General features: G+C 59.8%; 14 protein-coding genes. 3 read left to right on the top strand and 11 right to left on the bottom strand.

The features are described from left to right. The first annotated feature begins 4 nt into the window (after positions 1 to 4). On the top strand, positions 5 to 673 hold the full coding sequence (locus JOE62_RS02955) for a YoaK family protein (RefSeq protein ID WP_204720207.1): 669 nt from the start codon (positions 5 to 7) through the stop codon (positions 671 to 673). Between the two features lie 62 nt (positions 674 to 735). On the opposite strand, the gene JOE62_RS02960 is transcribed toward JOE62_RS02955, so the two are convergent. Next, positions 736 to 2,142: an amino acid permease gene (locus tag JOE62_RS02960; RefSeq protein ID WP_204720209.1), complete on the bottom strand. Its 1,407-nt coding sequence runs from the start codon at positions 2,140 to 2,142 to the stop codon at positions 736 to 738. A gap of 186 nt (positions 2,143 to 2,328) precedes the next feature. On the opposite strand from JOE62_RS02960, the gene JOE62_RS02965 reads away from it, so the two are divergent. Further along, complete coding sequence (locus JOE62_RS02965; protein ID WP_204720211.1) at positions 2,329 to 2,895, top strand: histidine phosphatase family protein; 567 nt, start codon at positions 2,329 to 2,331, stop codon at positions 2,893 to 2,895. A 6-nt stretch (positions 2,896 to 2,901) separates the two neighbouring features. Here JOE62_RS02965 and JOE62_RS02970 read toward each other — a convergent pair whose 3' ends face one another. From JOE62_RS02970 to JOE62_RS02990, 5 genes are all read right to left on the bottom strand, one after another. Further along, positions 2,902 to 3,966, bottom strand: a complete 1,065-nt coding sequence (locus tag JOE62_RS02970; protein ID WP_204720213.1) for an alpha/beta hydrolase — start codon at positions 3,964 to 3,966, stop codon at positions 2,902 to 2,904. Positions 3,967 to 4,099: 133 nt separating this feature from the next. Next, positions 4,100 to 5,737 carry a malate synthase A gene (aceB, locus tag JOE62_RS02975; protein ID WP_121866031.1) on the bottom strand — a complete coding sequence of 546 codons (1,638 nt, stop codon included), beginning with the start codon at positions 5,735 to 5,737 and terminating at the stop codon, positions 4,100 to 4,102. A gap of 80 nt (positions 5,738 to 5,817) precedes the next feature. Beyond that, positions 5,818 to 7,131 (bottom strand): isocitrate lyase, encoded by a 1,314-nt coding sequence (gene aceA, locus JOE62_RS02980; RefSeq protein WP_038993781.1) that lies wholly within the window; start codon positions 7,129 to 7,131, stop codon positions 5,818 to 5,820. Positions 7,132 to 7,661: 530 nt separating this feature from the next. Further along, a complete protein-coding gene (locus JOE62_RS02985; protein ID WP_204720215.1) occupies positions 7,662 to 8,264 on the bottom strand; it encodes a HutD family protein in 603 nt (200 codons plus the stop codon). A 9-nt stretch (positions 8,265 to 8,273) separates the two neighbouring features. Further along, complete coding sequence (locus tag JOE62_RS02990) at positions 8,274 to 8,894, bottom strand: AAA family ATPase (RefSeq protein WP_204720217.1); 621 nt, start codon at positions 8,892 to 8,894, stop codon at positions 8,274 to 8,276. A 236-nt stretch (positions 8,895 to 9,130) separates the two neighbouring features. On the opposite strand from JOE62_RS02990, the gene JOE62_RS02995 reads away from it, so the two are divergent. Then, on the top strand, positions 9,131 to 10,594 hold the full coding sequence (locus tag JOE62_RS02995; protein ID WP_174787673.1) for a helix-turn-helix transcriptional regulator: 1,464 nt from the start codon (positions 9,131 to 9,133) through the stop codon (positions 10,592 to 10,594). Between the two features lie 10 nt (positions 10,595 to 10,604). Here the strand turns inward: JOE62_RS02995 and JOE62_RS03000 are convergent, their stop codons facing one another. The 5 genes from JOE62_RS03000 to JOE62_RS03020 all read right to left on the bottom strand — a co-directional run bounded on the left by JOE62_RS03000 (position 10,605) and on the right by JOE62_RS03020 (position 13,676). Beyond that, positions 10,605 to 11,267, bottom strand: coding sequence for an alpha/beta hydrolase family protein (locus tag JOE62_RS03000; RefSeq protein ID WP_121866035.1), 663 nt, complete (start codon positions 11,265 to 11,267; stop codon positions 10,605 to 10,607). Positions 11,268 to 11,323: 56 nt separating this feature from the next. After that, the gene (locus JOE62_RS03005; protein ID WP_204720219.1) at positions 11,324 to 12,238 is read right to left on the bottom strand and encodes a hypothetical protein; all 915 of its coding nucleotides are present in this window, start codon (positions 12,236 to 12,238) and stop codon (positions 11,324 to 11,326) included. 63 nt (positions 12,239 to 12,301) lie between these two features. Next, entirely contained in the window at positions 12,302 to 12,718 is a 417-nt protein-coding gene (locus tag JOE62_RS03010; protein ID WP_204720221.1) for a GNAT family N-acetyltransferase, read from the bottom strand. Between the two features lie 9 nt (positions 12,719 to 12,727). Further along, entirely contained in the window at positions 12,728 to 13,315 is a 588-nt protein-coding gene (locus JOE62_RS03015) for a hypothetical protein (protein WP_204720222.1), read from the bottom strand. A 4-nt stretch (positions 13,316 to 13,319) separates the two neighbouring features. Next, positions 13,320 to 13,676, bottom strand: a complete 357-nt coding sequence (locus JOE62_RS03020) for a VOC family protein (RefSeq protein ID WP_038992519.1) — start codon at positions 13,674 to 13,676, stop codon at positions 13,320 to 13,322. Between the last annotated feature and the right edge of the window lie 122 nt (positions 13,677 to 13,798).

A 13,798-nucleotide genomic window follows, 5' to 3' on the forward strand; every position in this document is an offset into this window, starting at 1 on the left:
AGCGATGGCAGGGTTCGTCGATGGTGTCGGATTCGTGCACTTCGGCGGCTACTTCCTGTCCTTCATGTCAGGCAACTCCACACGTTCCTCCGTGGCTCTGATGACAGGGGATTTTTCCGGATGGGCTCTTGCAATGTCTCTGGTCGGCTGCTTCGTTGGAGGCGTCATCCTTGCAACCTTGATGACCTTCAGGCTGGAGAGGCTGCGCCGTCCGGTGGCCATGTATTTCAGTGCGGTACTGCTGCTCGCTGCGGCCGTTTCGAGTCATAGCCTTCCACAGCTGACGGCGTTGCTGCTGGCTGCCGCCATGGGTGTGGTCAATGTTTCCTACACCCGTTCGGGCGAGGTTGCCTTGGGCCTGACATATATGACCGGACCATTGGTCAAGCTCGGCCAGGCGTTGGGCGGAGCAATCATCGGGTTGGCCACCGGATCGGATCGTGGCGGCTACCGTCTGCTCTGGATACGTTACGCATTGCTGTGGCTGATGATCACCGTGGGTTCTCTGGGTGGCGTCCTGGCCTATCTCCGGCTGGGCCTAGGCAGCTTGTGGATCGTTGCCGGCGGCATGCTTGCTTGGGCCAGCCTGGCGCTAATCCAGGAGCTACGCATTTCCAAAGGCCGGGATGCTTCTCCAGAACCCCGGAACGGTTCCTTGACTGAGATCGAATAAGAAGACAAAAAAGTGCTTGGCTTCGCTATATGCGAAGCCAAGCATGTTTTATTACTCGGTGGTTAGCCCAGCAGTGAGTCGCTGTCCTGCTTGACCGGCGCGGCTGGGCGAACCAGCAGCTTGAAAAGCACGGCCAGGAGCACGAGCCAGGCGATACCGGTGTACAGGGCTACGCGTGTAGCCGGGCTCAGAGCCAGGAGCACAACGACGAAGACCATGAAGACCAATGCGATCCATGCGGCTATGGTGCCGCCTGGCACAGCATATTCGCGGGCTACATCCGGTCCGCGGCCCGCAGAGGCTTCCTTGCGCCGCATCGACAGGTACGAGGTCAGGATCATGATCCACACCCAGACGGTGGCGAAGGTTGCGATGGAAGCGATGATGGTGAAGAGCGCTTCGGGCAGCAGGGCGTTCAGCACCACGCCGACCAGCAGCACGATGGCCATGATGACGACCGTCATCCACGGCACGCCGTTGCGGGAAATTCGGCCGAAGGACTTCGGGGCGTGGCCGATTTCGGACATGGCGAAGAGCATGCGTCCAGCGCCAAAGGTATCGGCGTTGATCGCCGAGACGGCCGCGGTGATCACGACGGCATTGAGCACGTGGGCCGCTGCGGGGATGCCCAGTCCGTCGAAAATCTGCACGAACGGAGATGCCGAGCCGTCGATCTGGCGCCAGTCGAAAAGCATCATGACCACTGCCAGCGAAGCTACGTAGAAGAGCAGGATGCGCCACGGTACGGTGTTGATGGCAGCCGGAACCGACTTGGCCGGATCGTCAGCCTCGCCCGCGGTGATGCCGATGGTTTCAATGCCGCCGAAGGCGAACATCACCACGGAGAAGGACAGCAGCAGGCCCACGAAGCCATTGGGGAACAGGGTGCCGGCGCTCATCAGGGTGGCGAAGCCGGTAGCGGTTTCGGTCTCAGGAGAATTGAAGCCGAAGATGATCAGCGCCGCGCCGCCAATGATCATCGCGATAATCGCGGTCACCTTGACGATGGCCAGCCAGAATTCGGTTTCGCCGAAGACCTTCACCTTCATCAGGTTGATCGCGGCGATCAGCAAGACGATGGCCAGGACCCAGATCCACTGCGCGACCTGCGGGAACCAGAATCCCATGTAGATGCCGAACGCGGTAACATCAGCAATTGCGACAATGGCCATCTCGAAGGCGAAGGTCCACCCGGTGACAAAGCCTGCGAAGCGGCCAAGGTAGCGCGAAGCGTAGTGAGCGAAGGATCCGGACACCGGATGCTTGACAGCCATCTCGCCCATGGCGCGCATCACGATGAAAACGGCAGCGCCGCCAATCATGTACGCGAAGAGAACGGCAGGGCCAGCAGCCTGGATGGCAGAAGAGGAGCCGTAGAAAAGACCCGTTCCGATAGCTGAGCCGAGGGCCATGAAGCGGATATGGCGGGCAGTCAGCCCGCGGGCGAGAGACGCCTTTATTTCGTTCACGATAGTAATGCTCGGATCCTGTAAGGGGTGCGTTCGATGGGGCGGGCCCGTGCAAATGGCAGGGCGCAGCCGTGAAAATCTTATGTGTTCCCAGGATTTTTGACGCACTTAAGTGTTTCAGATCTATCGTGAGCTTTGCCACCAGCCAGTACACAGGCCACTGGACAGGGTGGAAGAATGGAGCTCATGAAACTTGGATTCGTCCGCCACGGACAGACGCAATGGAATCTCGAAGGCCGCTTGCAGGGTTCCAGCGACATCCCTTTGAACGACACCGGGCGCGCCCAGGCCCGCGAGGCCGTCTCCGTGCTGGAGCCCGGCCAGTGGGATGCCATTGTCTCCTCGCCGCTGTCCCGTGCGCGCGAGACCGCGCAGATCATCGCCGACGGGCTTGGTCTTGAATTGGGCCCGGGCTATGACTTGCTGATCGAGCGCGACTACGCGCAGGGCGAGGGCATGGTGGAAACCGAGGCGCTGGCTCTTTGGCCGGATAAGCGCGGCGGCGGAATCGAGCCGCTGGATTCGGTGGTCGAACGAGGATTGCGCGCCATCGAGCAGATTGCCGCCGACTACCCTGGCAAGAACGTCGCGGTGATCTGCCACGGTACCATTATCCGCTACACGCTCTCGCACTTCGCCGGCTACAAGCTGGATACCATCCGCAATGGCTCGGTAGCAATCATTGGCAATGAGTCCGGGTCCTGGCGGCTGGAACTGGTCAACGACCAGGTACCCAACCGGGTAGCGGGCTAGGCCATGCTAGCTGCCGGAAGGAAGGATCCGGCGGATTGCGGAGGCCAGCTGCGAATCCCGTTGGCGGTTCTTGACCACCGCCAGCCATGAACCCAGCGCCATGTAGGCCTTGGAGCGGATCTTCGGCGACGAGAGGAACACGTCGTGCAGCGCGCCGGGCAGACGCACCAGATGCAGTTCCCGGCCCAGGTCAATGCTGCGCTGGGCGACGACCTGCACATTCAGCGCCACATCGGCACGGGTAGCGGTGTCATGCCAGCGGGGCAGCAGGTAGTCTTCCGCCGAGAGCATCACCAGCGTGGGGATTTGCAGGTCCAAGCCCTTCTTCACCTTGGCTTGCGCTGCGAAGACCGCAGAAATGAAACCTGCGGTGAGCTTGAAGCCGTTGGCTGGACGCCAGCCCAGGTCGTAGTCCCATTCCCCGGAGAACTGGCTGGAGACCGTGCGGGTGTAGAATCCGGGGTCCACGGTGGGCAACAGGCGGTGCGGGTTCCGGTTGCTGGCAGCCTGGACGATCCGGGCCAACGCGGTGCGCCCGATCTCGCTGGCCTGGAATTCCAGCCACGGGCTGTTCAACGCCAGCGCATCGACCTTCTGCGGGTTGGCTGCCGCATACAGCGATGCGCTGAGCCCGCCGGTGGAATGAGCGAGCAACACGAAGCGGGTTCCCGGATGCGCGCTGGAAATGATCCGATGGGCCGCGTCGAACTCCTCGAAGTACTCTTCCAGATCGGTGGTGAAGCCGGGGCTGCTGTGCTCGGCGATGCCCGTGGCCCGGTCCACGGGCAGGTTCCGCCCATAGTGGCGCAGGTCCAGGGCGTAGAAATCCGCGCCGGCTTCGGAAAGGAACTTGGCCAGCTCGGACTGGAAGAAGTAGTCGGACCAGCCATGCACATAGAGCACCGCGATTCCGCGCAACGGAGGCGGCCAGCGCAGCGATCTGCGCGGACGGTGCCTGACCAGAGTCGCGGTGGAACCATCGGACATCGGCAGCGGCCGTTGCGAGAAATCCTCGCCAAGCAGGTCTGGCTGCCACAGGTCCTCGGCCGGGTTCTTGAACTGGAAGGCCATGGGTAAAGCGTATCCACTTTTGCGCACGAAAAACGGCATTCACCAGTTGGAGTGGCTACCAACTGATGAATGCCGTTTCCCGCGGCCGGTGTTCAGGGACGACTGTTTCTTGCCGGCCAGGTCTGGCGGTTGCCTAGCCTGCCATTTCCAAGGTGCGCGCTGGTGCGTCCAGGTAGCGCAGGTAGGCGTTCTTGGTCAGGAAGGTCGGGAAGTCGTCGCGCAGTGCGCAAGCCTCGAAGATCTCCACGGCTTCCTCGAAACGGTCGCCTTCGAAGCGCTCCAGGGAATCCATGGTTTCCTCCGTCAGTTCCTGCACCCAGCGGCGGGTGATGATCTCGCCCTCGTCGGTGATTGCCGACTGGTGGATCCACTGCCACAGCTGCGAACGGGAGATCTCCGCGGTGGCGGCATCTTCCATCAGGTTGCGCAGGGCCACCGCGCCATTGCCGCGCAGCCAGGACTCGATGTAGCGGATGCCGATCTCGATATTGTCGCGGATGCCGCGTTCGGTGATCTTGCCGGTCACGCTTTCCACGTTCAGCAGGGCAGCACCCGACACCTCCACATCTTCGCGGGTGCGCTGCAACTGGTTGGGGTTCTCGCCCAGCACCTCGTCGTACACCTCGCGGGCCACCGGCACCAGGTCCGGATGGGCCACCCAGGAGCCGTCGAAGCCGTCAGCGGCTTCGCGGGCCTTGTCCTCGCGGACCTTGCCGAAGGCCATCTCGTTGATCGAGGCGTCCTTGCGGTTCGGAACGAAAGCGCTCATCCCGCCAATGGCCGAAGCGCCGCGGCGGTGGCATGCACGCACCAGCTGCTCGGTGTAGGCCCGCATGAACGGTGCGGTCATGGTGACGGTGTCGCGATCCGGGAAGACGAAGCGCGGTCCGCGGGAACGGAAGTTCTTGATGATCGAGAAGATGTAGTCCCAGCGTCCTGCATTCAGCCCCGAGGAGTGCTCGCGCAGCTCGTAGAGGATTTCCTCCATCTCGAAGGCTGCGGTGATGGTCTCGATCAGCACGGTGGCACGGATGGTGCCGCGATCGATATCCATCAGGTCCTGGGCCAGGTTGAACACGTCGTTCCACAACCGCGCCTCCAGGTGGTTCTCCAGCTTCGGCAGGTAGTAGTACGGACCGCGTCCGGCGGCCAGCAGGCGCTTGGCGTTGTGGAAGAAGTGCAGTCCGAAGTCCACCAGCGCACCGGACATCGGGGTGCCGGCAACCAGCAGGTGCTTCTCCGGCAGGTGCCAGCCGCGAGGGCGGACCACGATGGTCGGGAGCTGCTTCAAGTCGTAGGTGTTCAGCTTGTACTCGCGGCCATCAGGTGCGGTGAAGTCCAGTTCCTGATCCAGCACGCGGATCAGGTTGACCTGGTTCTTGATGACGTTTTGCCAGGTCGGCGAGGATGCGTCCTCCATGTCGGCCAGCCAGACCTTGGCGCCGGAGTTCAGCGCGTTGATGGCCATCTTGCGTTCGATCGGGCCGGTGATTTCCACCCGGCGGTCTTCCAGCCCCGGTGCAATCGGGGCCACCTGCCATGATTCATCATCGCGGATTGCGCGGGTCTCGTCCAGGAATTTCGGATCGCGGCCGTTGGCAATGCGGGCCCGGTTGACCTGGCGGCGCTGCATCAGTTCGGCACGGCGCGGTTCGAATGCGGTGTGCAGGGCCGAAAGGAAGTCCAGGGCTTCGCTGGTCAGGATCTGCTCCTGGTAGCGAACGGGGGTAGCGGTAATGGTGATGTTGTTCAGGGTGATGGGGGAGTTCATGGCAGCGTCCTTAAAAACTTGTAAATGGTGTTGGTGCTAGCCGGCGCCTTTGCCGGCTAGCACCATCGACCCATCAGGGTCTAATGGAATTGGCCTTCTTCGGTGGATCCCACTAGGGCCAGGGTGGAGGCGTTGGGATTCAGCGCCGTGGAGATTGCATCGAAGTAGCCGGTGCCGACTTCGCGCTGGTGCTTGGTGGCGGTGTAGCCGGCGGCCTCGGAGGCGAATTCGCGTTCCTGCAGCTCGACATAGGCGCTCATGCCGTCCTTCGCGTAGCCCTGGGCCAGGTCGAACATCGAGTGGTTCAATGCGTGGAAGCCGGCCAGGGTGATGAACTGGAAGCTGAAGCCCATGGCACCGAGTTCGCGCTGGAACTTGGCGATGGTTGCGTCGTCCAGGTGCTTCTTCCAGTTGAACGATGGCGAGCAGTTGTAGGAAAGCATCTGGTCCGGGAAGTCCTTCTTGACCGCTTCGGCGAACTTGCGGGCCAGCTCCAGGTCAGGGGTGCCGGTTTCCATCCAGATCAGATCCGAATACGGTGCGTAGGCCTTGGCGCGGGCGATGCATGGCTCGATGCCGTTGCGGACCTTGTAGAAGCCTTCGGGGGTGCGCTCGCCGGTGATGAATTCCTGGTCGCGCTCGTCGACATCCGAGGTGATCAGTGTTGCCGCTTCGGCGTCGGTGCGGGCGATGACCACCGAAGGGGTGCCAGCCACATCGGCAGCCAGGCGGGCTGCGTTCAGGGTGCGGATGTGCTGCTGGGTCGGGATCAGCACCTTGCCGCCGAGGTGGCCGCACTTCTTTTCGGATGCCAGCTGGTCTTCCCAGTGGACGCCCGAGGCGCCGGCGGTGATCATGGATTTCATCAGCTCGTAGGCGTTCAGCGGGCCGCCGAAGCCGGCTTCCGCGTCGGCGACGATCGGGACCATCCAGTCCTCGACGGTCTGGATGCCTTCGGAGAATTCGATCTGGTCGGCACGCTGCAAGGCGTTGTTGATGCGGCGGACAACCTGCGGCACCGAGTTCGCCGGGTACAGCGACTGGTCCGGGTAGGTCTGGCCCGAGAGGTTGGCATCTGCTGCCACCTGCCAGCCCGAAAGATAGATGGCTCGCAGGCCGGCTTTGACCTGCTGCACTGCCTGGTTGCCGGTCAGTGCGCCCAATGCGTTGGTGTAGCCGCCGGTAGGGGTTTCCTCGGTGAGCTGCTTCCACAGCTTCTCGGATCCGCGCTTGGCCAGGGTGTGCTCTTCCTGGACCCGGCCCTGGAGCTTTACAACGTCTGCGGCGCTGTAATCGCGGGTGACGCCGGCCCAGCGGGGGTTGTTTTCCCAGTCGGTTTCGATGGCTGCGATGCGGTTGTCGATCGAGGTTTCGTTGGTGTTCTCGGTAGTCATTGCCTTGGCTCCTTCGCACAAGCTGCGGGTTCATGTTGATCGGAAGGTGATCTTGTGAACTTCTTCGTGACAACTACTTTTCCGCAGGGGCAAGGGGTTCACCAGAGGTTTTTTGAATTAAGATTTGCGGTTCTTCGCGAAAATGAAAATTTTTGTGTTCTTGCGGTGCTTGTGAGCCAAAACATGGAAAATTAGTGAAAGTGACCGATTCGGCTGCGAAGAAGAATGAAATTTAACTCAAACCTCGGGCAGCTGAAGGGTGAAGGGCCTCTCAAAACGGACCTTCGCAGAAGCCCGCGAATCGCCGCTGAGCTGGCATTTCCGGTAATCCGCAGGTGCTGGCTCGCCCATTAGGTCGCCGTGAAACGAGCCAGGAAACGTGAAATGTCCGAGTTTCGGACGGGTCGCGGTCGCTGCCAGGTGAACGACCGGGATTGCTGTTATGCACGGGCATCGCTGGCCGGAACTGCGAATGGCGGGGCGCGAAGATCTACGGATCTTGCGAAAACGGAGGCGAGCGCCGGAATAGGCTAAGGCTGGTCGAAAGAGGCTACGGCCATGAAACCGCGGCCAGAGATGCGTGGTTCAGCGGCATCGGAGCCTACGACGGTGTCGCGCAGATTCAGCTGCTGTTCGTTGTCGCCGAGCAAGAGCTTGGCAGAACCTTGAACCAAGATGCCCAGCTGCCCGTCAAAGAGGTACTGCTCGCGTTTCTTGGACAGTTCCACAATGCGAACGGTGGCCCGCACCTGCGCCGGTTCGGCAGCCACGTGGACGATGAGCAATTCCTCGGTGGGCTGGCTCGCCTCGACGGGATTGCCGGTGTCGAACTTCAGGGGACGCAGCGGTTCCAGTCCGTGCTGGTGCCCATCAACTTCCAGTTGCGCGAAGTCGCCGGCGATCAAGGTGAATACTTGAGCCGAAAGCGCCGGTGTGAAGCTTGCGGCTTTCTCTATGGAACGAATCGACAGCTGCCAGGTGGCTTCGTGCAGGCTGCTGGGATGCAAAGTTCCGTCTTGCGCCAAGGTGCCGCTGGCAATGAGCCGGACCTGGCCCAGCTCCCACTGCTTCTTGGTGCTCTGCGCCAATTCGAGGATGGAACCTGGTGCTAGAGATGCCTGTGCTTCGCTCATAGGATGAGTCTACTTGCCGGCGATCATGCGAAGCTGTTCAACCAATTGAGGTGTGGGTATCGAGGCATCAAGGATGATCCAGCCATGATGTTGCGCCAGGCGGAGGTATTCAGCTCGGCTCGCTTCAAGGTACTCCAAGCTTTCTTCATCTGTGCCGCGGGTATTGATTCGCTTGAAGGCAAGGTGGGGATCCACATCGAGCAGGACAATTCTCGCCTCCTCGGTACTTTTCCGGGCAAGCCAGGGCAGGAGCAATCCGTCAGGATGTCCACGCAGGCGCCGCAGCACCAGCTGGCAATAAAGGTGGCGATCCATCACACTGAGCCCGGGGGAATGCGCGGCAATGAACGTGTTGCGTGCAACGTTGAAGCAGCGGATGGACGTTTCGAGGAAATCCTGGGTGAACGTCGGGAAGGTGATTCCCGCCGCGCGGGAGAATTTGGTCAGCCAGCTTCGGGCGGCGACGTTTGCGAGCTTGCGTGCTTGAATGCGTTCGTTGCGCAACTGATGCACCAGGGCATCGATGCTGGTGCTCTTGCCTGCGCCATCGGTTCCGACGATGACCAATGTTTGGGGTGGGTCGTGGGCAGGGCTCGTGACGGGTAGCGGGCTGGTGGAAATTGCGTGCATGCTGCTCCTCGGAAAGCGTCTTTGAAGTTTCAACGTGTGTGCGGCAACGATGATTCCGCAGAACGGCTGTGTGTTTGATGAGAGAAGCTCGTCCCGGCATGAAAGAAGAACTGGAAAGTTTTGATGCAGAACTCAGGATGGGTCAAAGAATTACCGTCAAAAGCAGGAAGATCTGGTAAATTTCCCCGTCTTTGGCCTAATCTTGATATGTGACTGCAACCACATGGAATCGCTCAGTGAACTCAGCGGGCAACGACGCTGGCAGCGAAGATACGGAACTCGACTCCATCGCCCTAGGCCGGAGAATCCGTTTTCTGCGCAAAAGCAAGCAACTGACCTTGGATGATGTTTCGGCCCTGGTCGATACCGCGCCGAGCCAACTGTCGTTGATTGAAAACGGAAAGCGCGAACCGAAGCTCTCTTTGCTCAAATCCTTGGCAGGCGCTTTGGGAGTCGGCGTCGATGATCTTCTGGGGACCGAACCGCCATCGCGACGCGCTGCCTTGGAGATCGAATTGGAACGTGCCCAGCGCGGCCCCTTGTACGCTTCCTTGGGATTGCCGACTGTGCGCGTTGGCGCACGCCTGCCGATGGATGTTCTCGAGTCGTTGGTGGGTTTGCAGAATGAATTGGAACGCCGTTTGAATGAGCAGGCCGCTACCCCTGAGGAAGCGCGGCGGGCCAATACTGCGTTGCGCCATGAGATGCGCCAGCGCAATAACTACTACAAGGACATTGAGCAGGAAGCCGCCAAGGTCCTCGCGGCAGTTGGGCACGATGCAGGCCCGCTCTCGCATCATCGAGCAGCGGATATTGCCGAGCATCTGGGATTCAGCCTGCGTTTCGTGGGCAATCTTCCGCATTCCACGCGTTCGGTGACTGATCAGAAGAACAAGCGCATCTACCTGACCCAGACCAACCGCTCGGAACATGATCCCCGCTCGGTGCTGTTGCAGGCGCTAGGGCATCATGTATTGGGGCATAAGCCGCCAACCGATTATTTCGATTTCCTCTCACAGCGCGTGGCGACCAATTATTTTGCAGCGGCATTGATGATGCCGGAGAAGTCCACGGTGGAGTACCTGCGGCGCGCCAAAGACAATCGTGAATTGGCCGTCGAGGATCTGCGCGATGCCTTCGCCGTGTCCTATGAGTCCGCGGCCCACCGCTTCACCAACCTTGCCACCGAGCATCTGGGAATGACCTGTCACTTCCAGAAAGTCCACGAATCAGGCATTCTGCACAAGGCCTATGAAAATGATCGGGTGAATTTCCCGGCCGACCACACCGGTGCCATTGAAGGGCAGACCATCTGCCGCTATTGGACAAGCCGAGTGGTGTTCGAGCAGATGGACAAGTTCCGCTCCTTCGAGCAGTACACCGATACCGTCAATGGAACCTTCTGGTGCACCGCACGCACCGAGCGCCACTCTTCGGGGCTGTATTCATTATCCATTGGCGTGCCTTTTGAACACGTGAAGTGGTTCCGGGGACGCGATACCAAGGAACGCTGCCAGTCCACCTGCCCAGACGAGAATTGCTGCCGCCGACCACCTGCCGACCTGTCCAGCCAATGGTTCGGCAATGCGTGGCCTGCAACGCGTGCCAATACGCACCTGCTGGCGGCCATGCCGACCGGTGCCTTTCCCGGCGTGGATGAAACCGAGGTCTATCGATTCCTGGAAAAGCAGGTGGACTAGGTCTGCTGGGCTAAGCGGCGTGCTTGGCGATGAAGTCGAGAGCAGCCTCGGCCAGCCATGCGCCGTCCTGGGCGACAGTGCGGCCGGAACGGGCGACCTTGAAGGAATGGTTGCCACCTTCGAACCATGAAAGTTCGCTGTGCGAGTTCAGCTTGCTGACCACGTTCTCCATCTTTTCGGGGTTGGCAAACGGATCACGGGTGCCTTCGAGGAAGAGCATCGGCACTTCAAGCGGGTAAAGGTGCTCATCGCGCAGCTTCTCTTCCTTCTTCGGCGCATGCAACGGGTAACCCAGGAAGATCAAGCCTGCCGATGGCATGCCCTCGGCAACTGCAAGCGAGGCGATGCGTCCGCCGAAGGACTTTCCTGCAGTGAAGATGGGCAGGCCCTCAGCAAGGTCTTCTTCCACCCAACGGCGGACTTGGTGCCAAACTGCAACCGCAACGGGAGCCTTGTCGGGAAACTTCTTTCCGGCATCCATGTAGGGGAAGTTGAAACGCAGGACGCTGGCACCGAGATTCGCAACGGCTAGCGCAAAGCCAGCCATGAAGTCGTGATCCTTGCCGGCACCGGAACCGTGAGCGAGCACCACAACAGCTTTCGCATTCTGTGCACGGTCCCAGAGGGCACTGAGCTCGATCTCGTCAAAGGGGATGGAAAATTCCTGCGTCATGGTTTCCAGCCTATCGGCTCGATAGGTGGCGGATGATTGTCCGGAAACCAGACGTACTAATTAATGGCCGTCGAGATCGTCTCTGTATGAGTATCAGCACCGTTTCTGGCGATGACGGTCAGTTTCTCGACCTTCTCGCCTTGAGCGGCCTTTTGGTTGATTCTGATACTCATATTTGAACCTACGAACACTGAAGCGGGAATGTCGTATTCACCATCGATCCATGGACCGTCTTCAAGGGTGACGACGAGTTCACCGAAAGCAGGAGACTCTACCTTCTCAACGTAGCCATGCGGATCGGTTGGCAAGCAATTGCGATACACCTCGAGCTCGGTGATTTCGCTGTGGCAGAAGGATTCGTACGTATCATTCATGGAGTCGAGCCACTGCACATACTTTTCCTCGGCCCATGCTTTTCGATCCTTGGGATCAGCCCCGGTTCGTGCACGCGTGTAAGTTCCGGAATGCTTGCCATTCTCTGTCGCGAAAGTGACGGACTCGAGCTCTGGCGAAGCCTCGCCGACGCTCTCGAACATGATGAGTCCCATTGTGCGCAACTCATCCTCATCGGTTTCGTAGCTTTGCGGCATTTGAGTGCCAAATTCCATGCTGTTGTCCAAGAAGATATTGATGACGCCGGGGGATGGAGACTCCCAAGAAGCCATTAGATTGTAGGGATACAAAAACCCTTTTGTGGACTTGATACCGGAGTTTTCTTTCCACATCTCAATCTTGGAATCTGCCCAGGCTTGTCCTGAATTAACGTTGGCCTCGGCTTCAGCGACGGTAGCAGGACTGGTTTCAGCAGATTCAGCAGTTTCACTAAATGCTGCCGTGGGTTTCGCAGCTGGACTGGATTCAGCGACCGCAGATACCGTCGAATCAGCGGGCGCTGCTTGCTCAGGAGCGGCGCTGCACCCTGCTGCAAGCAAAGCCAACGATGATAGGGCAATCACCGACCTGGCGCGCATGAATAACTCCACACAAGTGATGAACGGCCAGTCTATATAGGCCAGGCCACGAGGAGCGATCTGTTAAGAGAATTTGGCGAAGAGCCGGATGACGCCGGGACGGAAGTCCGACCCCTCGGTGAGTCCCATGGATTCGTAGAAAGCCCGTTGCCCGGGTTTGTCATCGGTGATCAGGACCAGCTGGCGAACATGCTCATACTTCGCTTGAACGGCGGAGAACAAAGCGCGGCCTACGCCGGAGCGATGCGCAGACGGGCGCACCAGGATGTCCTGGACATAGCAGATGGTGGCGTTATCGGAGACCACACGCACAAGACCGACGAGCTGGTGTTCGTCATCGTAGGCATAGATCGCGCAGGCTGAATTCTTCAGGCCTTCGAAAAGCACCTCTGGCTGGTCTGTGTAAGCGCTCCAGCCGACCGAGTTGTAGAGCGAGAGCACTTCTTCCCCGGAAGGCACCTTGGTGGTACAGAGTTCCATCGAGTCCTTTTACTGCTGAGGGGAAACCGGAACGATTTCGGCCTTGCTAAGCAACGGATGCTTGACCAGTTCTGCTTCCAAGGTATGGATAATGGCCTGGGCGGAGTTGCCGTTATAGACGAATACCGGGCCATCGTGACGGTAGTAGACATCCTCGTGCCAACCGATGCTGCCGTCGCCCAAGGCATGCTGCAGGGCCCTGACGGTTGGCTCCAGATGCGCATCCGATTCGTCTGCGAGCCTGGTTCTCAGCAAAACGTACTCGCTGTCGCCTACGTCGGTGCGCTGGTCATTGATGGCTAACCAGGATCCCCGCCCGAGCCCGCTCTCGGTGAGCGAAGAGAGTAGCTTGGCAAACACCTTCTTCGGATCGGAAGTGGTCACTTCGAGTTCAATGTCGCTGGAGATCGGTTCTTCGGCAGCGTCCAGCGTGGACTTGGCGTTGGTGATGGACCCGGAAGAATTGCATGCAGGCAGCAGCGTATCGATCAGGCCCGCCTCATGGTCTTTGCGCAGCCGTTCGGTCATTGGCTGGGCAAAATGGCTGTGCACCCGGTGCGTTGAGGCTTCTGATGTTTTTCTGGCGAACAGCGACATGGCGTCAATCCTCGTGCGGGTCTGAAACGCAAAAGACGATGCCGTAGGGATCACGCAGTATGGTCCAGCCGAAAGAGGGATCGTCGGTGTGGTCCTCAACGCGGGTTGCGCCGGCGGCAACGAAACGGGCGACTTCCTGTTCACGGCTCGAGCCGGCTTCCAAATCCAGATGGACGCGATTCTTGCCTGCGGTTACCTCATCGACTTTCTGGAACCCCAGTCGCGCGCTGAAGCCAGGGACGCTGATCATCGTGAATCCCGGGTACTGGCCCAGATATTGCCCGCCCAAGACCGCCCTCCACCAGGCAGACGCTGACCGTTCATCAAGGGCATCGAGGGTAATCATTCCAATGTTCGCCATGCTGACAAAGGTACCGCCAGTCTCTCCGCTTAGCTAGAGGCCGCCTGCAATCCGCGGGTCGACGAGGCCAAATGCGGAAAAGCAAAAGGCGCTGGTTTGGCTGGGATTCCAGTCCCAGCCAA

The organism is Glutamicibacter nicotianae (assembly GCF_016907615.1).
Lineage (GTDB): Bacteria > Actinomycetota > Actinomycetes > Actinomycetales > Micrococcaceae > Glutamicibacter > Glutamicibacter nicotianae.